The organism is Gaoshiqia sp. US2 (assembly GCF_059705485.1).
The window spans coordinates 1,466,765-1,487,207 of sequence record NZ_AP048550.1 but is presented as its reverse complement, the minus strand read 5'-3'; the positions used below and the strand labels follow the sequence as shown (position 1 = coordinate 1,487,207).

The 20,443-nt window shown below is 46.9% G+C and carries 15 protein-coding genes and 1 tRNA gene; 2 read left to right on the top strand and 14 right to left on the bottom strand.

The window, feature by feature from the left end; all coding sequences use genetic code 11:
* Positions 1–3: 3 nt before the first annotated feature.
* The 9 genes from AC6H3C_RS05820 to AC6H3C_RS05780 form a co-directional block, all read right to left on the bottom strand.
* A complete protein-coding gene (locus AC6H3C_RS05820) occupies positions 4–1,014 on the bottom strand; it encodes a DUF4240 domain-containing protein (RefSeq protein WP_497519737.1) in 1,011 nt (336 codons plus the stop codon).
* A gap of 56 nt (positions 1,015–1,070) precedes the next feature.
* Entirely contained in the window at positions 1,071–7,508 is a 6,438-nt protein-coding gene (locus tag AC6H3C_RS05815) for an FG-GAP-like repeat-containing protein (protein ID WP_497519736.1), read from the bottom strand.
* A gap of 4 nt (positions 7,509–7,512) precedes the next feature.
* Positions 7,513–7,953 carry a T9SS type A sorting domain-containing protein gene (locus AC6H3C_RS05810; protein WP_497519735.1) on the bottom strand — a complete coding sequence of 147 codons (441 nt, stop codon included), beginning with the start codon at positions 7,951–7,953 and terminating at the stop codon, positions 7,513–7,515.
* 10 nt (positions 7,954–7,963) lie between these two features.
* Complete coding sequence (locus AC6H3C_RS05805) at positions 7,964–8,980, bottom strand: tail fiber domain-containing protein (protein ID WP_497519734.1); 1,017 nt, start codon at positions 8,978–8,980, stop codon at positions 7,964–7,966.
* Positions 8,981–9,084: 104 nt separating this feature from the next.
* Positions 9,085–9,498, bottom strand: a complete 414-nt coding sequence (locus tag AC6H3C_RS05800; protein ID WP_497519733.1) for a DUF4469 domain-containing protein — start codon at positions 9,496–9,498, stop codon at positions 9,085–9,087.
* A gap of 749 nt (positions 9,499–10,247) precedes the next feature.
* Positions 10,248–10,319, bottom strand: a tRNA-Gly gene (locus tag AC6H3C_RS05795).
* A gap of 52 nt (positions 10,320–10,371) precedes the next feature.
* Positions 10,372–11,337 (bottom strand): tRNA epoxyqueuosine(34) reductase QueG, encoded by a 966-nt coding sequence (gene queG / locus AC6H3C_RS05790; protein ID WP_497519732.1) that lies wholly within the window; start codon positions 11,335–11,337, stop codon positions 10,372–10,374.
* 98 nt (positions 11,338–11,435) lie between these two features.
* Complete coding sequence (locus AC6H3C_RS05785; RefSeq protein ID WP_497519731.1) at positions 11,436–11,741, bottom strand: metal-sulfur cluster assembly factor; 306 nt, start codon at positions 11,739–11,741, stop codon at positions 11,436–11,438.
* An 11-nt stretch (positions 11,742–11,752) separates the two neighbouring features.
* A complete protein-coding gene (locus tag AC6H3C_RS05780) occupies positions 11,753–12,175 on the bottom strand; it encodes a SufE family protein (RefSeq protein ID WP_497519730.1) in 423 nt (140 codons plus the stop codon).
* Positions 12,176–12,386: 211 nt separating this feature from the next.
* On the opposite strand from AC6H3C_RS05780, the gene rbr reads away from it, so the two are divergent.
* Both rbr and AC6H3C_RS05770 read left to right on the top strand, forming a co-directional pair.
* A complete protein-coding gene (gene rbr / locus AC6H3C_RS05775) occupies positions 12,387–12,962 on the top strand; it encodes a rubrerythrin (RefSeq protein ID WP_497519729.1) in 576 nt (191 codons plus the stop codon).
* 102 nt (positions 12,963–13,064) lie between these two features.
* Entirely contained in the window at positions 13,065–13,280 is a 216-nt protein-coding gene (locus AC6H3C_RS05770) for a DUF6132 family protein (RefSeq protein WP_497519728.1), read from the top strand.
* A 41-nt stretch (positions 13,281–13,321) separates the two neighbouring features.
* Here the strand turns inward: AC6H3C_RS05770 and AC6H3C_RS05765 are convergent, their stop codons facing one another.
* The 5 genes from AC6H3C_RS05765 to sufB all read right to left on the bottom strand — a co-directional run bounded on the left by AC6H3C_RS05765 (position 13,322) and on the right by sufB (position 20,340).
* Positions 13,322–14,542, bottom strand: coding sequence for an aminotransferase class V-fold PLP-dependent enzyme (locus AC6H3C_RS05765; RefSeq protein WP_497519727.1), 1,221 nt, complete (start codon positions 14,540–14,542; stop codon positions 13,322–13,324).
* 161 nt (positions 14,543–14,703) lie between these two features.
* Complete coding sequence (locus AC6H3C_RS05760; protein WP_497519726.1) at positions 14,704–16,380, bottom strand: LVIVD repeat-containing protein; 1,677 nt, start codon at positions 16,378–16,380, stop codon at positions 14,704–14,706.
* A gap of 330 nt (positions 16,381–16,710) precedes the next feature.
* Positions 16,711–18,078 carry a Fe-S cluster assembly protein SufD gene (gene sufD, locus AC6H3C_RS05755; protein ID WP_497519725.1) on the bottom strand — a complete coding sequence of 456 codons (1,368 nt, stop codon included), beginning with the start codon at positions 18,076–18,078 and terminating at the stop codon, positions 16,711–16,713.
* Entirely contained in the window at positions 18,078–18,827 is a 750-nt protein-coding gene (sufC, locus tag AC6H3C_RS05750; RefSeq protein ID WP_497519724.1) for a Fe-S cluster assembly ATPase SufC, read from the bottom strand. The genes sufD and sufC overlap by 1 nt, the downstream gene beginning before the upstream one ends.
* A gap of 67 nt (positions 18,828–18,894) precedes the next feature.
* Positions 18,895–20,340 (bottom strand): Fe-S cluster assembly protein SufB, encoded by a 1,446-nt coding sequence (sufB, locus tag AC6H3C_RS05745; RefSeq protein ID WP_497519723.1) that lies wholly within the window; start codon positions 20,338–20,340, stop codon positions 18,895–18,897.
* Between the last annotated feature and the right edge of the window lie 103 nt (positions 20,341–20,443).

Sequence of the window (20,443 nt, the reverse complement as noted above, 5' to 3'; positions counted from 1 at the left end):
TTTTCATTTTTTTCTTCTGTATTTATTCCACAATAAAGGATATCTTTTCGGTAAATCCTCGTCTTTCCATTCTTTACCTATTATTTCTTCTCCCTCGTCATAATTGTAATAGTCATACGCAATGTCTGTCGGCAATTCTTTATCTGTATCGTCCCCGTTCTTTAAAATGAAAGCCTGATCCGCAACTGATAACATTTCTTCTCCACCAAATTCTATTTCTCTGACATTAGCTTCGGCTATATAATCAGGGATTTCAATTGCTTTAAAGTATAAATAATTACCTTCAGCCATTAATCGGCACCTAAAATAAAGAAAGCTGTCATCACTAACATGCCCGCTAATAATTTTTGCCGCAGCCAGTATATTATAGTGGGCAGATTTTGCGAGCATTTCCCGAAAGGTGTATTCAAAACCTATTATTTGCTTTTCACTAAGTTTGCTTAATTTGGTCACCAAAGCTTCTATCCTGTCATTAAAATTCCTGTTTTCTTCTTTAGCTTGCTCAATGAGTTCCCAAAAAACCCTTTCGCCCATTTTGTCATCCCTGGAAACTTCAATTTGATGTCTTTCCGGCTGATAAATAAAAATCCTTTCTTTGGGTACATATTCGTTTTTGGCAAATTCTTCGATCGTTGAAATTACAACGGAATAGAATTTGTCAACGTCAAAATCTTTGATGTTCATTGCCTTTATTTCGCTGTATGTCTTTTTAAACCCTTCCAGGATAATGGAAAGCACTTCTTCCCTTGTTTGGGCTTCAGTCATTTGTTTATGGTTGAGTTTATAACTGAATTCCAGGTTCTTTTTAGATTTCATAAAGACTTTCTTAACTACCAAGCCTGTCTCAAAATCCTTCCAGTTCCCAATTTCGGGATCCACGCTGTTTAAACATACAAAAATGGTATTAAGGCTTTTCCCCAAAGAATCTTCAGGAAAAAGATCGGACAGATCCAGCAGAAAGCTTAATTTTTTTTGCAGATCAGTCGTAATTTCCCTTGTGAAATGTATTTCCATATTATTTGTTGTTAAAATACCTGTCCTGCGACATTGCAGGACAGGTACATTGTTCCTTACCATGGCACTTTGTTCCCATAAGGCAACCTGCCGTAAGTATGGATGTAATTCCAGATCTTCATTTTTTCAACCATCAGGATTTCGGTTCTCGTCCCTGGAAATTCAGGCAAGAATTCAATCCTCCAGTTTCTTAATTGAGCATCCGGGTACCTCCATTGGGTATTGGTTACTGCATTGTACCGGGTGGTCTGTCCTATTTTCCAGATGTCCCCTGTATCCAGCCATTCATAACCGGTCGGTGTAACATTTCCCCAGCTATAAACGGGATACATTCCGGAGGTTGTAGCCCTTAAAGAGTATTGTACTCCTTCTTTGTTCATATATTCATATGCAGCAACAGCACCCACACTTGCCCAAACGGCAGGAATAGCGATATCATCTACTACACCAACTCCGGTAACATCGTCTCCGGCCAGTACTGCTGTTGCGCCAAGTGCCCATGCCCATTGACTACTGCCACCACCACCCGCAGCTTCAGCAATAGCTTTATTCACCTTCTGTTCGGGAGACAAGGGGGGAGTGCCATTACCATTAAGCCAACTGTTTAAAGCGTTGGCCGTAATATAAGCTCCGCCCCCGGCAATCGTGACATAACCCAATCCTTCAAAAGTAAGTCCGGCCCCTTCGCCAAAACTAAAATTGGCAAAAGCAACGCCTATTTTGTCAAACGATACCCCGATATTTATACCAACCTGCGTCCCCCCGGACAATACACCGCCCGGGCCAAACATCCATTGCGCACCAAGACCACCAGCCAAACCGCCGCCAATAATCCCGAAGTATGTCCCAGGATCTCCGTAATCCCACTTTCCGGGATTCCATTGCCAGCCGTTGCTGGCTGAGCCTCCAACATAGGCACCAATGACTGCGCCTATAATAAAAAACAGTGGGTTTTCACCATTTGGATCAGTATATATCAATGGATTATTTAGGGCATAAGAGTATCGGTTGAACCCTTGGGTGTAGTCCCCTCCGCCGACAAACGGGTCAGGACTCAGGAATCTTCCAACCACCGGGTCATACATTCGCCCGTTCATGTTGTACAGGTTAAAGTCAGCCAGGTATTCATGCGCCGTAAAACCACGGTCGGCAAACAGGGCCGGTTCGCCGGTGAGGGTATAGGTCCAGTCGTCTTTATCCCTGCGCCGGCCCCAGGCATCAAAGCTGTATTCATCAACCACGCCGGTGCTTACGTTCTTCAGGTGTGTAATGGTACCTAAATGGTCGCGGAAAATGTTGTACACCGTCCAGCTACCGGTTCCCGTTTTTTTGGCCACCGCAATGGCCGTGTAGGCGTCGCCGCCAATCCAGATGTAATTGGTAATGGTTCCCCCAACATCTTCGCGTTCGCAACTGCTGCCAAAGTACCAGCGGGTTTTAGTGGTAACACCGCTTGTTTTCAAGGTCATGCGGATGCGCTGGCGGTCGGCATTGTACTCAAAATCGGCGGTTTTATCGCCTTCGGTAATCTTTTTTACTTTTTCGAACGAGTAATATTCAATCTCCTGGTAAGTTTCCGGTATGTTTTGCGCGTCGGATATTTCTTTTACCGCGTAGCCGTCGTACAAGGTATAATTGCCGGCATCGCTTTTTGAATAAATATTACCGTTGTTGTTGGTTGTGTAGCTTATGTCCAGGTCTTCCGGCCCTGTTACCGAAGCCAACCGGTCCAGCTTATCGGAATCGTACCCGAAACTTTCGGTTTTATTTTTCAAAAAGTTGGTACGCCAGTTCAGGTTTCCGGTGTTCACATCAAACGAATAGTTGTACTGCTGTACCCCGCTGGCTGCAATTTGCGACAGCATGTTGTTGCCGTCGTAGCCCCACGATGCGGAAGCGCTTCCGATTGTTGCCTGCCTGATGTGCCCGTAGTCGTCCATAACCGTCAGTTGCCAAACCGTGCTTGTAGTCCCGCCCGCAGTAAACTGGATCCGGTACAGATAACCGCTGTTGGTGTCATAATCATATTGTTCGTACTCTGTAGTCCCGTTAAAATATTTACGCGACAGGCGTCCTTTGCTGTCGTATTCAAAAGTAAGCAAATTACTGATCCCGCCAATCGATTCGGTCACCGTTTTTACTTTCCCGTTTTCGTAAGTATAAGATCGGGATACCCCGCCCGGCGAAGTGATATTGCTTATTAAATTATCGGAATTGTAACTGTAATCAGTGGTCCCTTCCGGCGTTGTATAATAATCCGGCAGCCCGTTGGTTTGGTAATAATAAGTAGTTATTTCGTTCGCATTGTTGCTCACGGTTAATGGTTGACCGGTACCATAATACGTGTTGGTAATGAGGCCGGCGCTGGGGTCGGTAATGGTTAGCCGGTTCCCGTTTTTATCGTAAGTCATCGAGGTGATCACATTGTTCACCGTTGTTGATTTGAGGGCGCCATCGGGCCGGTACGCGTAGCTGATCGCGCCCCCGGGATCGGTCCGCTGGGTGGTCAGCCCGGTTGCATCAATCGTTGACGTATAACTGCGCCCGTTAACCGTACGGGTTGTGGTGGCTCCGGAGTACGAGAAACTGGCCGTAGCGCCAAAATGCGGGTCCTGTGACGTTACACGCCCGTAATCATCATAACCGATGATATTCCAGTTGGAAGGCGTTCCGGTTGTTGGCTCCGAAACCTGGTATAGTTGCCCCTTGGCGTTATATTGTTTATCCACTTTAACCATCGCTCCACCGAAGTTTTTGGTTTCGGTTCGCAGTTCGCGCCCCAGTTTATCGTACCAGGTTTTGACAAGCGAGCCGTCATTGGCGCTTTTTTGGATGTAATAACGGGCATTGGCCGGGCCGCCCGAAGCGTTCAGGCTGCTGGTCAGTGTGGTTATAACCCCGGCCGAAGGAGCTGCATTACTTAATTGATCAGCACTGTTATACGTGTAAGTGGTCACACGATCAAACGGGTCGGTTACCGTATGAAGCAAGCCGGTTACGGGATAATAACCGTACCCTGTTTCGTATCCGGCAGGTTCGGTCACTTTTAACAGCCTGGCTCCGGTACTGGTATCGTAATCATAAATGGTGGTCTGAACGCTTAGCCCCGTTGTTTCTTTATGCAGCTTCCAGAGGTTCCCGAAACTGTCGTAATCCCGGTCCAGTTTCCACCAGGCGGCATCCCCGGTGTTGTACTGGTCGACATCAGGCAAGTTACTGGTGGCAAAGTAGCTGCGGACAGTGGTAAAGGTTTTGGTTTCCGAATCCCGCTCCGTTGTTTCAGTAATGGTGGTCGGGCGGCCGATCAGCCAGTCGTTTACCCTTTCGTCGTTATATTGGTAACCGGTGGTTCGCGTATGCCCGCCTCCATAGTCTTTTGTTACCGTTTCGGGGTTACCATATGAATCGTAGGTGGCCGTGGCGCTCATGCTCCGCCCGCTCAGGTTATCGGTTTGCACGCTTGACGAAACATACGGAAATATTCGCTTGTCACCGAAATTTGCTGTATTCCAGGTATTATTGGTGGTCGACAAGGTAATGCTTCCGTGTTTGGTATAAATATAGCGCAACTGAGGGTAATAATAAGTACCGTCAAACTCGAAATGGCTTTCGGTGGAAATGCCGGTGACACTGTTGGTGGCCGTTACCTCCGAAAAACCCATAAACCCTTTGCCCTGGCGGTGCACTTTGGCTCCGGCATACTGATAGCTGACCGAAGTAGTCCCTCCAATGCCGTTGTCGCTGCTTACCTGCGAAACGAGTTGGAAGGCCGAAGAGAAATCGTTGACCGGGTAAACAGCCCCGGAACCACGGGTATAAACCGAACTGCCGGACATAGGCTGGTAGCTGATGGCGCTTTTAGCGCCCAATCCGTCAATCACCGTGCTGAGCAAATGACTGGGTGTGCCGTTGGCAAAGGAGAACAGTTTGGACGTACTGTAATACTTGTAAAACAATTGGTAACGGCCGTCGCCGTTGTAATCGGCAAAATTGAAATAGCGGTCGTAGCCGTTTTGCATGGTGGTTGAAGAAACATGTTCTGTTATTGAGAACCCATTGCCTGAACTGATGGCCACGTTGATCCGGTTATAACTGTTCCCGGTATTGGTTCCCCTTCCAACCAGCACGACATCGGTGCGGCCGTCGCCATTCATATCGCGGGCATACATCCGGTTATTCCAAAGATAAATATCAAAATTATTAAAGTCGTTTAACACTTTGGATTGAAAACCACTCTCCGTTAAAGTCATCAGGTAACAAGACGATCCCTGCGTGGCGCCAAGCCTGCGGATGATATCGATCGTCCCGTCGCCGTTAAAATCGCCGAATAACAAAAAATCGCTGCTTTTCATATTCGTACCCGAGAAGGTCTCGATCAGGGTTTTGTTGGCGCCCTTAAACTCATAAACCTTGTAGCTTCCGCTAAACAGCACTAGCAGATCGGAACATCCGTCACCGTTAAAGTCAAGAATACGTGTCTGCATCCCGTTATCCTCAATATAATATTGACCGAATGAAGGAATAGAGCCACTTGCAAGCAAAGAACCCGAATAACTGTAAACCCTCCAGGCATTTGAATCATCATGGAAGAACAATTCTAATTTCCCGTCGCCATCGTGATCTACTACATTAGTGATGGTAGCATCTGAATATGAATCAAAAGAAGTAAGTCTTGTGAAGTTGTCTCCCGAAGATTTATAAAAGGAATAACTCTCAACCCGGCTGGTTTCTACCATTACCAGATCCATTAGGCCATCGCCATCAAAATCGCCTACCCAAAAGGATTTGAAATTACTTGTCAGATTTCCTTCATTTATGTATTCCATATTTCCATTGGCATCACCGATATACAACTTCCATTTATCACTGCTCAGGTACCTGTCTGTCTTATACGGAATAATTACCATATCATCACGCCCGTCGCCGTTAAAATCGCCCACGTAATACAGTTCGTCTTCTGTACTTGAGTAATGTGTGGTTTGGGTAAATTGTTCGGTTTGTTTGGTCCAGGCAAAGACTGTTGGGTTAAATGCTACTCCCTGGCTGCTGCTTTCGGTCACTTTCTGGAGCTGGGCGTGGGTGTCTTTCATATAATCGATCACGTACTTTTTAAAGGTTTGCCCCTCGTGTTTGATCTCGATGTTGTCTAACAAAATGTCGCGGGTAAACTCTTTTCCTCCGTAACAGTACGCGCTCACATCGTCCCTGGTCTTGTAGTTAAACAGGATATGGGCAAAGGGCTGCTTCGAAAGTGTACTGTTTCCGGTGTAATGGATCATACCCACCGGGTGTTCGTCGTCGGTTGCCAGGTAATTGAAAGTAATGTAGTTGTTGTAACGGTCGGTTATTTTATTGACTTTCCACGAGAGGATGCACCCGTTGCTTTTTTTTACTTTCGAATCGGTGGTGTTGCCAAATTCGTAGATCAGCCCCGATTTGGCATACACTTTAAACCATTCGGGGCCATGCCCGGTACTTCCGTAGGCGATAACTTTGGCAAACTCCTCGATCTCGGTCCGGTATTCGCTGTCGGGCGCCCCGTAGGTGCCGCCAACCACGATCAGCCGGTTCCCGTCCAGGGCATATTTATCGGTCAAATCGCCCCTTACCGGGTCCGATATCCCGTCGTGGTAAATGGTTTCGTTTACGCGGGCAATGGCCGGTATCCCTGCCAGGTTCCAGCCAATCCCCAGCATGCCATCGGTGTAGTTACTGGTGTAATTCAGGCTGACAGCAGGCTGCAGCCCGTTTGTCCCCACCGGAATATCAATGGGTATCGTATAACCGGCTGAACCTCCCGCGCTTAACCCTCCCGGTGTTTTCCCAACCGCCAGGTTGGTATTAATGGTATAAACGGCCGGGGCGACGGGAGGGGAGAATACTATGTTGCCCGAAATAGTACCTTCGTAGGTTGCCTGCCCGGCGATATTGGTCTGTAATTCACCGTTCGCACTGTAACCCTCCGATACCACGTAATAGACGCCCGCACCCAGTTCACGTTGGATATAGGAATGCAACGACGAACTGCATTTTCCCTCGCCTGAATAATCGTCGTTGCTCACAATCAGGTTACCCGAGGCATCCAACAGGTGCATGTAGGTGTCTGCCAGGGCCGAGCCGCAGTGGGTTATGGTCACCGTCATTTCTCTGGTGAGTGTGAACCGGTAAAACACATCGTTGGTAGTACGTCCCGTGTACTGGTTGGTAAAACCGGTCGTGTTTTGGGTATCGGTGTACTGAAAGTCGGGACCGAACTCTCCCGCGACAATCGGGTTGGTCCGGGTATCGCCCGGCAACAGGTTTTGTACAATCACTGCGGTTAAGGTACCCCCGTTCGGGGTATAAGAGTAGCCCGGGGCAAAGGTAATGCTGTTGGTGGCCTGGTGCAGTTTGGTGCCCGACTCGGCGCTGCTGAGTACCAGGTCGGCCGGTTGGGCCTGGCCGTACAATACGCACAACCATCCCAATATCATAATCAAATATAATTTTTTCATGTGCTTATTCTTTAATGATCTTCCATTCCTTCTTTTCTTGTCCCGAGCGGATGATCAGGATGTAAAGACCGGGCGAATAACCCGACAGATCGAGCTGGTTGGTGTTTGCCGCCTTTTGGCTGATTCGTATCCTCCCGTTGGTATCGTACACCTGTATGGTCGCCTCCCGGTCGGCCAGCGAAGGGAACTCGACCCGTAACAGGCCTTTGGTGGGGTTCGGGTAAATACGGGTTTCCTGCAAACCGACGAAGTCTTCGAGGGGCGTTTCTTCCTGCTGTTCGGCCAAGGCATCGTTTGGAGCAAGCGCGCGTTTTAAACTAATCACCGAACGGGTTTCGCGGTTACCGCTTTCATCGTAAGTAAAGCGGATGGTGTTTTGTGCCTGTCCCGGCAGGGACAGGAAAACCGGCAATAACAAAATTGCCAGGATACAGAGCTGTTTCATGGCCGTGTTGTTAGTTGTTGAGCAATTTTTTCAACCCTTCGATTTCGGCCTGCTGCTCTTTGATTGCTTCAACCAAAACAGGTATCAGCCCGATGTAGTTTATGCTCAGTTTCCCTTCGCTGTCTTCTGAAACCAGGTCAGGGTATATTTTGGCCACATCCTGGGCAATAAAGCCGTTGAATTCTTTCTCGTAAAGTTCCGGAGACAGCCTGTTTGCCGGGAGGTTAACTATACCTGTATCGGAAGCTAAGGAAGTGATGCTTCGCAGGCCCATCTCTTCAGGGGTTTTTAACTTGTATGTCACGCCCTGAAGCTGTTTCAGGTTTTCGAGGCTGGTTTTGTCCAGGTTCCTGACATCCTTTTTTACGCCCAGGTCAGATGTTTGGGTCAGGCTAACACAACGAACAGTGCCATTTACGTCCAGCATATAGGAAGGCGAAGTGGTATTAATGCCTACGTTCTCTTCAATAAATACCTTCCCGCGAAAATACCCGGCATAAATACTATTCACACCTATTTCTATTTTTCCCGGTGTTGCCCCAAAAATAGCCGCTCCGTTATTTGATCCGTTTATTTGACCATATACACCGTAATTATATCCGCTTGTCGCGTTTCCGCATAAACCATAAACCCCAAATGACCGGCCCGAGGATGATGCAGTTGATTTATACCCGCTCGCGTACACACCGGTAGCCTTTGCCGACGATGTGCCGGTATCGACCCGGGTGGAGGTACCAATGGCCCAACCCCCGGTAGTCAGGGTTTGATGAACATCCAGCGCCCGTTGGTCGGTGCCGGTATTTGTGTTCAGAATATAGACTTTACTGATCGATTCGCCGGGTCCGCCTATGCAGAAACGGCTTACCGGGTTATCGGCATCAATAGCCATATTGCCGGTTGAACTGATTTTCATTTGAGAGAATGCAAACCCGGCGTTAAAACACAACAAGGCTATGAGTAAACCAAATCTCAGGGTTAAAAAACGAACCTGATTTGATGAAGGAATAACAAGTAAATACTTTTTCATAATGGTAAAAGTTTAATGGGGAGCTACCCCGGTTAATTATTGGTTTTCTTTGCCAAAGTGTTTAGCCATATAAGGCTAAACACCCTGGCAAGCAAGGTTAAATGTTAAGCAATAACATTTAGTTCTGCCGGCAATGTTCCGGTACGGGCTGCGCTATTGTGATAAACAGAGGCCCTTACCTCCAAGTGGTAGGTTCCCGCCGCTAAGGCCGGTACCAGGAAATCGATCTGGCCCGGTTTGTTGCACGAAACGGTGGTCACGCGGGTTTCGCTGCCATTGGGCGCGACCAGGAAAATGCCCTGGGCGGCATCGGCCGGGTCGAACTTCAGGCGGCTGCCTTTCAGCTGGGCAATGTTGCCGGGGGTAAGCGTCTCGTTGCGGGCGCCGCTGGCCAGGTCGTCCATGTACAGGTCGATTACATCGTCCTGTGTTTTGCTTTGTTGGTTTTGCACCACCGCCATGTAGTCGGTCGGATCGGTGGTCAGGTGGTTTTCAAACAGGGCATAGTTTAATGCCATAATCATTGGTTTTTTATCTGAAAACGATTATCTCGCGAACATGCGCCGGGCAAAAGCTGATGTAAAATTACCCGGAACACGAAAAAACAGGGCTGTCCGTTGGGCATGACTGCCGTTTGGACTAAGGTTAATTGACAGGCCGGAATAATAAAGATCGAATCAATTTAACCGGCTTCATGGGTTAATTCACTGATGCAAACAGAAGTACCCCCCCCGGAATGTGTTGTTAAACAGAAATATTTTGTTCAAGAAAATTTGGATTTTGTTCGTTGTTTACAGGGGGTTGCTTCGTCAAAAATTTGCATTCGTTCGTAAAGTTTTTTCATGTGTTATGGCTAACTGAACAGTATAAATGAGCCGAAAAAAAGTGAAAATGGAGTGATCGATAATCGGTAATCAGTAATCAATTATTAAGTGTTGTACAACTGAGGATTTGTTTGGTCATTGGGGCTTGTTCTCTGCGGAACTTTGCGTTTCATGGCGTTCTCTGCGTTAAAAAAGTACCTGAGTACCTACGTGACAAAGTGTCAAAGTGCCAAAGTGCCAAAGTGAAACTGCGACTGTATGCCGGTCTCCGGTCTTCCGTCTCCGTTAATCGGTCATTGCGACTTGCAGCTTGCAGCTAAAAAAACACCTGTACGACAAAGTAAAACCAGACTTTTTGTGTTTACATCGCGATGAAAATCACAGTAATAATCGGTAAAAATAAAATCAGCCAGTTACGTTTTATGCAACTGGCTGATTTCGAGAGCGGGAAACGGGGGTCGAACCCGCGACCCTCAGCTTGGGAAGCTGATGCTCTACCACTGAGCTACTCCCGCAATATTTTCAGGCCCAAATGTAATATATTTTCAAATTCGTTGAACTGTTTTTTTAAAAATTACCTGATGAAATATCCCGGTCGTCGTTTTTCCCATACAGAAACTGCAAATTCCGTTTCAAGCCGCTGTATTTTGTCCGTTTTACTGCCGACTTCCGGAACAACTCGTTAAAGGCCGGTTCGTCCATATTCAGCCATTCATCTTTTGAAAGTTTCAACAATTCCGTGTGCGGCTCAAAATCCGGTTCGCTGTGGGGTTCGGCCTTGAGGTTCCAGGGGCAAACATCCTGGCAGATATCGCAACCAAACACCCGATTTTCGAACTTTCCTTTCAGCGCTTCATCCAATTCGCCTTTCAGTTCGATGGTTTGATAGGAGATGCACTTGCGGGCATCAACCACGTAAGGCGCCACAATGGCCCCGGTCGGGCAGGCATCCAAACAACGGGTGCAGGAGCCGCAATGATTGGCGACGGTTTTTTCATCGGGTTCCAGTTCCAAATCGGTTATCAGTTCGCCAATAAAGAAGAAGCTCCCGTGTTCCACCGAAATCAGGTTGGTGTTTTTGCCAATCCAACCGAGGCCGGCTTTGGCTGCCCAGGCTTTATCGAGCGCCGGAGCCGAATCGACAAAAGCCCTGCCGCGGCATGGCTGAATCTCGCGCTGAATGTACGCAAGCAAAGCATTCAACTTGTCCTTCAACACGAAGTGATAATCTTTCCCGTAGGCATATTTCGAAAGGATTGGAACGTCGGCGCCGCCCTGTTTTTCCCGCGGATAATAATTCAGCAACACAGAGATCACCGACCTGGCTCCTTCGAAAATCAGGCGCGGGTCGAGCCGTTTGTCCAGGTTCCGGGCCATGTAGCCCATTTCGCCGTTCATGCCTTGGCTCAACCATCGTTCCAGGGGAGTTTTTTCCTTTTCCAGATACCCGGCACGTGAAATGCCGCAGGCCAGAAAGCCCGATTCCAGCGCCTTTTGTTTTATCAGAATGGATTTTTCCCGAATGTCCACCATTTTTTTCTACAAGATATAAAAAAACCCGGGTTCACCGGGTTCCAGTTTTTTATAGCTACCCAAAACCTTACGATCCCGGGCAAAAAGTCAGACTCGTTTTAAAAGAACCCCAGTTCCAGCCGGGCTTCTTCGCTCATCATCGATTTATCCCAGGGAGGGTCGAAAGTCAGTTCAACATCGGCATCTTCAACCCCCTCGACAGCCAGAGCTGCCTGACGGGTATCTTCTACCAACATATCGGCCACCGGACAGCCCGGAGCTGTTAACGTCATGATGATATTTGCTTTGTTGTTTTCGTCGATATCGACATTGTAAATTAAGCCCAAATCATATATATTCACCGGAATCTCCGGGTCATAGACGTCTTTTAGTTGTTCAATAATCTGATCAATTCTGTTATCCATATCAAATTCTCCTACTCTGAAATCCTGTTATATGCAACAGCGTACAATTTAATTTGTTTGATCATGGCCACCAGGCCGTTCGACCGTGTCGGAGATAAATGTTGTTTCAGACCGATGTCATCCACAAAATGAAATTCACTCGCCATGATTTCGGCAGGGGTATGTCCCGACACCACACGCAGCAATAACGCAACCAGTCCTTTTACAATCACGGCATCGCTCTCCCCCTGGAAATAAATTTTCCCATCCTTAAACTCGGGCACCAGCCACACCCGCGACTGGCATCCTTTGATGAGGTGTTGATCGTTTTTTAGTTTCGGGTCCAATTCGTTCAGGTCGTTTCCCAACTCAATCAGGTAGCTGTATTTATCCATCCAGTCCTCAAAAGCTGAAAACTCTTCATTAATCTCTTCCTGAATTTCTTCAATGGTCATGTCTAAATAATTTAAAGGACACAAATGTCGTAATTTTTTAGGAAACACCTCCTATGTGCAGGCCGGTGATCATGAGAAATTAAGAAAAATACAAACTAAGGACGATCGTTGAATGATTCTAAATACCGCTTTAGCCGTACTTTGTTGCTCCTATTTCACTATTTTCATATTCCGGAAATCGACGGAAATTTAACCTTAAATGCAAATAATTATGAGTTCATTAGTTGGAACACAAACCGAAAAGAACCTGCTGAAAGCTTTTGCAGGTGAATCTCAGGCGAAAAACCGTTACGAGTTTTTTGCCCGACAAGCCCGCGGCGAAGGTTTGGAACAAATTGCTGCTCTTTTTGAGGAAACCGCGTTAAATGAACAAGCCCACGCCAACCGTTTTTTCAGTTTTCTGGAAGGCGGTGTGGTTGAAATTACAGCCAGTTACCCGGCAGGAAAAGTGGGCAGCACCCTGGAAAACCTGCAAGCTGCCGCTGCCGGTGAAAATGAAGAATGGTCGGAGCTTTATCCTGAATTTGCCCGTGTTGCCGAAGAAGAAGGCTTTAAACAAATTGCCGTGGTATTTAAAACCATCGCCAAAATTGAACAGCACCACGAACAACGTTACCTGAAACTTTTCAACAACCTGGAGCAGGGAAAAGTGTTTGAACGCGAGGGCAAAGTAACCTGGAAATGCCGCGTTTGCGGGTTCCTGCACGAATCGGCCAAGCCGCCAAAGAAATGCCCGGCCTGCGACCACGAACAGGCTTTCTTTGAGATAGAAGCAACCAACTACTAATAAAAAAGCGGATGAGCCAAAACATCCGCTTTTTTTTCATTCGTATGCCACATGACGGCTATATAAAAAAATCGGTTTTCTTTGTACCAAATATTGACTACAATGAAGAAGTTTTTGTTGAAATACAAATGGAGCTTGCTTGGCATGGCCGTTGGCGCACTGGCCGGTTTCCTTTACTGGTATTACATTGGTTGCAATTCGGGGACCTGCCCGATCCGGTCGAATTGGCACACCAGCTCGCTGTACGGCGGTGTGCTTGGTTTTTTAATCAGCGACATCTTCCGTAAAAAAGAAAAGAAAGAAGACCCGACCGTTTAGGAAACAGATGAAGCAGCAGGGACAAAAAAATTTCTGTTGTTTTATTTCAGCATGGGTACCAGCTTATTTAATGCCATGATTAACTGGTCAACCTCGTCGAAAGTATTATACACGGCAAACGACACCCTGACCGTTCCGCTTACCTGATAATGCTGCATAACCGTATCGGCACAGAGCCTACCGGTACGCACGGCGATTCCCATTTTATCGAGCATCGTTCCCAAATCGAAGGAATGGATACCTTCGATATTAAAGGTAATCACGCCCGACTTTTCTTTTTGCGTACCGTAAATAATCATTCCGGGAATTTCGAGCAGCCTGCGCGTGGTGTACTCCAGCAAGCTTTGTTCGTACCTGGCGATCTCGTCAATACCGAGTTGCTGCAAATACCTGATCGCCTCGCCAAAAGCAATCACCCCCGTGATATGCGGCGTACCTGCTTCAAACTTATAGGGCAGTTCGTTAAAGGTGGTTTTTTCAAAACTAACCTCCGAGATCATTTCACCTCCACCCTGGTAAGGAGGCATCTGATTGAGCAGATCTTTTTTACCGTACAGAATGCCTACGCCATTTGGACCATACATTTTATGCGCCGAGAACACATAAAAATCAGCATCCATATCCTGCACATCAACAGCCATGTGTTTTACCGCCTGAGCGCCATCGACCAATACGTTGATCCCTTTTTTATGCGCCTTTTCGATGATTGCTTTTACCGGGTTAACGGTTCCCAGCGTGTTTGACACCTGGGCAACAGCAATCAGTTTGGTCCGGCGGGTGATCAGTTTATCCAGCAACTCAATCTTCAGCCGGCCTTCATCCGAAAAGGGCAATACCTTTATTTTTGCTCTTTTTCGTTCGGCCATTAACTGCCAGGGCACAATGTTGGCGTGGTGCTCCATCTCCGAGATGATGATTTCGTCGCCCGGTCCGATAAACGCCTCGCCAAAGGAAAAAGCAACCAGGTTAATACTTTCGGTTGTTCCCTTGGTAAAAATGATTTCTTCACGCGAAGAAGCATGAATAAAGTCGGTCACCTGATCGCGAACATCCTCATAATCCACCGTGGCCCGTTCTGCCAGAAAATGGGCGCCGCGATGAATATTCCCGTAATACTTCAGGTGCAGCTCCTCTTCTTTTTTTAAAACCTGAACCGGTTTCTGTGACGAAGCGGCGCTATCAAGGTAGATGAGCGGTTTATTGTAAACCAGTTGATCCAAGATCGGGAAATCTTTACGTATTGCAGAAATATCGAGTGTCATCGTGTTTCATTTTAACAGGTTTAAAGGGAATGTTCCCCCTAAACCTAATAACAGCACCACAAAACTAATGTTTTTTGCAATTATTCAACCATCCCTGTTCAGCCACAAAAAAAAGATCCACCTTCACGGATGGATCTTTTCCTCCTAAAAAGGCAGAAGTTCTATTTCAATTTATTGCTGTGATCGGTAAAATCGCCAATAATGGAGACATTGTCTGATTTCGTAACCGTACCGTGAATGGTAATTGATGAATTCGGGCCAATAAATTCGACCGTTGAATAACTGTGTAAGACCAGGTTACCGTAAATGGTGACATCTCCTTCCACCCTCAGCGTACCATTTTGATTGATGTAGAAATTTTGGTTTTTCTCACCTTGCGCGAGTTCGCCAATGACGTGCAAAACTGCGTAACTGTTAATCACGATGTGTTGCCCAACGCCCAATGTTCCGCACCAGGTCAGGCTTGCATTTGAATTGATCTCCACATGATTCAGGGCGGCAGTTCCCTGGTAACTCAAGTCGGTATTTACCATCAGGTTCTTGTTCCCTTCATAAAGCGGGTAGGAGTCGCAGGCAACGGCCGGCTCATCGTCTTCATCGCCGGTATCGCCGGCTAACATTTTTAAGATCTGGAGCCCCCCGAAACCATCGGCGACAAAAACATAGATGCCCTCGCTTTTCACATAGTTTGCCGAGCCGGGCAGCGCAATACTTCCAAAGTCGACTACCTGTTCGATATCGCCCGAAACCATCGAAATCACGGCAACGCCGGCAGCGCCGTTTGCCATAAAAATGTGGTTGTTGTTCACTGATACGGCATTACTGACAATTTCATCTTCGCTGGCCTCCAGCCCATTCGGTCGGGCTATGGGTACGGTATTTCGTTTCGCTCCGCTTGTCAGGTCGTATACACCCACTCCGTGGAAGCCTTCTGCGGCCAGTACATTTCCGCTGTAAAAGTCGACAGTCCGTTTGGCATGAGGCACATCCAAACTGGTTGCAATCTGTTTCGTTTCATTCAACGAGGCGTCGTACACCCGGATCCCCGCGGCCCCGCTCAAGGCAACCACCTGCCCGTCAACCAAACCAACGGCCCTCAGGTCGGCAAGACTTACGCTTGATTTTAGCTTATGGTCCGTCAGGCTATACGCCCCAAGCAGTCCGTTATCGCCCGAAACACCATATAAAGTATTGTTGCCCACCGTTACATCGGTAGCAACATAACCGGTCATTTCCATAAACTCCAGATCGTCGGTGAAGAATCCGCCATCCAGTTTCATTTGAATCAGCAGCGCCCGGTCATCTCTTTCCTCCACAAATTCGAGACTGGCCGTTGCCAGATAAAGCGTATTATCAGCATAAGCAATTGAGCTGATATCTGTTTTCGGAAGGATTGCGCTTTCAACCAACTGAGGATTATCCGGATCGCTGATATCTATCAGGTCAATCGCTCCAAGATAATTGTCACCTTCGAGGTTATACGAAACATACGCATAGTTACCATTCAACACAACATGGGTCGCCCGTAAGGTTGTGCCCTGATATTCAGGAGCAGCTACTTCGGCCACCAGAACCAACGGCAAATCGCTGGCCGGATCATCCACCTCTTCCGAACCGATCGTGGCAGATTTTAATTCGCCATAAGAAATCACGGTATTCGGACCAATCAGGGAAACAACACCGGCATTCTCTTTGCTAACCCGGTCACCCAGGTTTTCACGAAGAATAATAACCGCATCCTTCCCTTCCCGGATTTTATCACCCTTCACATCGTCACGTTCGCAACTGAATAAGACGAGCAGGGAAAACACCAGACCAATCAAGGTAAATCTTTTCACAAGATCAAGTTTTAGATGAAAGTATTGAAAGCCCCTTTATTGTAAAATAACCATAAATTACAATTCGCCAATAAAATTAAACTTTTATTTCCGAATCAACAACAGCCGGTTCTTTCCGTCAAAATAAAAAGAACCGCCGGCAACTATCTGCATTTTACACATCTTTTATTCTTCGGGTGCAAAAAAGGTAACCCCCTTAAAACCAGATAATGAAAGCGCACAAATACGGCTTTGGGCGCTTCCTGAAAAATGAAAGCCGCCCCGGTTCCTGTTAGAGTAAAAAAAAGCCTCAATCACTGGAGGCTCACGGTCTGTATTCTGAAGTTTCGTTCAATATTTATCGCACGAATGGCAACGGGCCAACTCGCCGCGCAGTCGTTTTTCAACCAATTCGTCAATCCGGTCGCGCAAGGGGTCAATCCGTATTTCCTGGACCACCTCGTGTGCAAAGGCGTTCATCAGCATCAAACGGGCATCAAACTCATTAATTCCACGGGCACGAAGGAAAAACAACGCATCTTCATCTATTTGTCCGACGGTTGCACCATGACTGCACTTCACATCATCGGCGTCAATGATTAACTGCGGCTTGGTATTCATTTTGGCCGAGTCAGTCAGCAGAACATTGTTGTTTCGCTGAAATGCATTGGTTTTCTGAGCATCACGCGCCACATGAATCCGGCCGGTAAACGCGCCAACGGAGTCTTCATCCAACACATTTTTATAAAGCTGGTTACTCATGCAATGTGCCTTGTTGTGCTCGATGTTGGTAAAATTATCGACATGCTGCCGTTTGTCGGTAAACGACATGCCAAACACATTCGCTTCGGCATGTTCTCCATCCAAACTTATTTTCAGGTTGTTCCGGACAAGTCCGCCATGCAGCGTAGCCAGACTGGTCAACAGATTTGAATTTTCTTCCTGTTTGAAAAAGGATGAATTGACCGAATTAGCCTGATTATTTTGGTTTTGAATGGTGTACACATCAACCACGGCATCGCGTCCGACAAAAACTTCGGTGACATTATTTGCCAAAACATCAACGGCATTGAGGGTATGATCGCAAAAAACCACTTTCACCTGGCTGTTTGTCCCGGCAATAATCAGGTTTCGTTGTGTGGAGAACAAGGCATCCTGCGTACGAAGCAGGTTAATGACCTGAATTGGTTTTTCGAGCGCCACCTGATCGGGTACGTATAAAAAGAATCCATCTTTTGCAAAAGCGGTATTCAACGCCACGAGCGGATCGTCCGAAGGTCCGGCCTGGCGGTTCAGGTAATCCTTTACCAGTTCAGGACGTTCAAGGGCAGTTTGCTGAATGCTTCCAACCACAACGCCTTCGGGCAAACCTTCGGGTTTTTGGTTACCTGCGTAATACCAGCCGTTAATCAGCAAAATGGTGTGTGTATCCAGTTGAGGCACATCGCATCGAAATACCTCATTGAGATCGACATCAACTTCTTCGCAGGTAAACAGGTGGCGGTATTCTTTGTCGAATACGCGTTCGAGGTTGGTGTATTTGTAATTTTCGTTTTTGAAGCCCGGAATACCGGTTTTCTCAAAACGTTTGATCGCCACATCGCGCATCCGGTTGAACAAGGGAGACGAGCCTTCATCCAACATGCTACGGCTGGCGTGAAACAGTTCTGTATATTTCCCGCTAACGGTTAGTTTATTTGCTACGGATTGGGTCATCATTAAACATGTTCTTTTTTAATCCAGTCATATCCTTTCTCTTCCAACTCCAGGGCCAGCTCTTTCCCGGCTGATTTAACGATACGCCCTCCATACAGCACATGGACAAAATCAGGGACAATATAGTCGAGCAAACGCTGATAATGCGTAATGATAATCGCTGAACGTTCGGGGCTTTTTAAGACATTTACCCCCTCGGCCACAATTTTCATGGCATCAATATCCAAACCGGAATCTGTTTCATCAAGGATGGCCAGTTTGGGCTCGAGCATCGCCATCTGGAAAATCTCATTTTTCTTTTTCTCGCCACCTGAAAAACCTTCGTTTACCGAACGGTTTGTCAGGTTCGAATTCAGGTGGAGCATTTCCTTTTTTTCGCGCATTAATTTTAAAAACTCGCCCGCGCTTAAAGGTTCCAGCCCGTTATATTTACGATGTTCGTTTACAGAGGTCTTCAGAAAATTAACCATCGGCACACCGGGAATTTCCACCGGATACTGAAAGCTGAGGAACAAGCCTTTTTTAGCTCTTTCTTCGACCGCCAGTTCCAACAGGTTTTCACCCATGAATGTGATTTCACCTTCCAAAATATCATAATCTTCTCTGCCGGCCAACACATTGGCCAACGTACTTTTGCCGGAACCATTTGGCCCCATGATGGCATGTACCTCGCCCGGTTTGATGTCGAGGTTGATTCCTTTCAAAATTTCCTGCCCTTCAACGGCAACTTTCAGATTCTTTATTGTAAGCATGTTTATTATATTATTTCATATGGCGGGTTTCGACCGTATCGACACCCGGTATTCTATTTTAAACGGTTTAACCAACACTTCCTTCCAGGCTGATTTGGAGCAACTTCTGCGCTTCCACAGCAAATTCCATCGGCAATTTATTCAACACCTCTTTGGCATACCCGTTTACGATCATTCCGATGGCATCTTCGGTGGAGATTCCCCGCTGGTTACAGTAGAAGATTTGATCTTCACCGATTTTTGAGGTGGTCGCTTCGTGCTCGACAATGGATGTTTTATTTCCGACCTCGATATAGGGGAAGGTATGCGCCCCGCAGGTCGACCCCAGCAACAGGGAGTCGCATTGCGAAAAATTACGGGCATGAATGGCCCCGGGCAATACTTTTACCAATCCGCGATAAGAGTTGTCGCTCTTCCCGGCCGAAATACCTTTGGAAATAATCGTACTCCTGGTATTTTTCCCAATATGGATCATCTTTGTTCCCGTATCGGCCTGTTGGTAATTATTGGTAACGGCCACCGAGTTAAACTCTCCCACTGAATAATCGCCCATTAAGATACAACTCGGATATTTCCAGGTGATGGCCGAACCGGTTTCCACCTGGGTCCAGCTGATCTTTGAAGAATGACCACGGCAAACGCCTCGTTTGGTCACAAAATTATACACCCCGCCTTTCCCGTTTTTATCTCCCGGATACCAGTTCTGCACGGTTGAATATTTCACCTCGGCACGGTCGAGGGTAATGATTTCGACAACAGCTGCATGCAGCTGGTTTTCGTCGCGCATCGGAGCCGTACAGCCTTCGAGGTAACTCACGTAACTGTCGTCGTCGGCAATAATCAGGGTTCGCTCAAATTGCCCGGTTCCCGCGGCATTAATCCGGAAATAGGTAGACAGCTCCATCGGGCATCTTACCCCTTTGGGAATATAGCAGAATGAACCGTCGGAAAAAACGGCCGAATTCAAAGCTGCAAAAAAGTTATCGGTTACGGGAACCGACATCCCCAGGTATTTTTGCACCAGGTCGGGATGTTCTTTGACGGCCTCGCTGAACGAACAGAAAATGATGCCTTTCTCGGCCAGGGTTTCTTTAAAGGTGGTTTTCACCGAAACACTGTCAATCACCGCGTCAACTGCCACGCCTGCCAGTATTTTTTGCTCTTCCAGCGGAATTCCCAGTTTGTTGAACGTTTCAATCAACTCGGGGTCTACTTCATCTAAACTTTCATATTCCGACTTCTTTTTTGGGGCGGCATAATAAATAATTTCCTGAAAATCGATGGGTGGTATTTTCAAATAAGCCCAATCCGGCATGTTCATTTTTTGCCATTTCCGAAAAGCTTCCAGGCGAAACTGAAGCATAAACTCCGGTTCTTCCTTTTTTGCTGAAATAATCCGGATGACATCTTCACTCAGTCCCTTGGGAATGGTATCCATTTCCAGGTCGGAAACAAATCCGTATTTATATTCGCCGGAAGTGACATCTTCCAATATTTTATTTTGTTCTTCCATATCGCTCTATTTTCTGTTTTCTCTCCGCATCCTATAACAAACATGAATACAGTCTGTTTAAAAATAATTGCAAAGATAATGAAGTAAAGCTATTTTTGCGGCT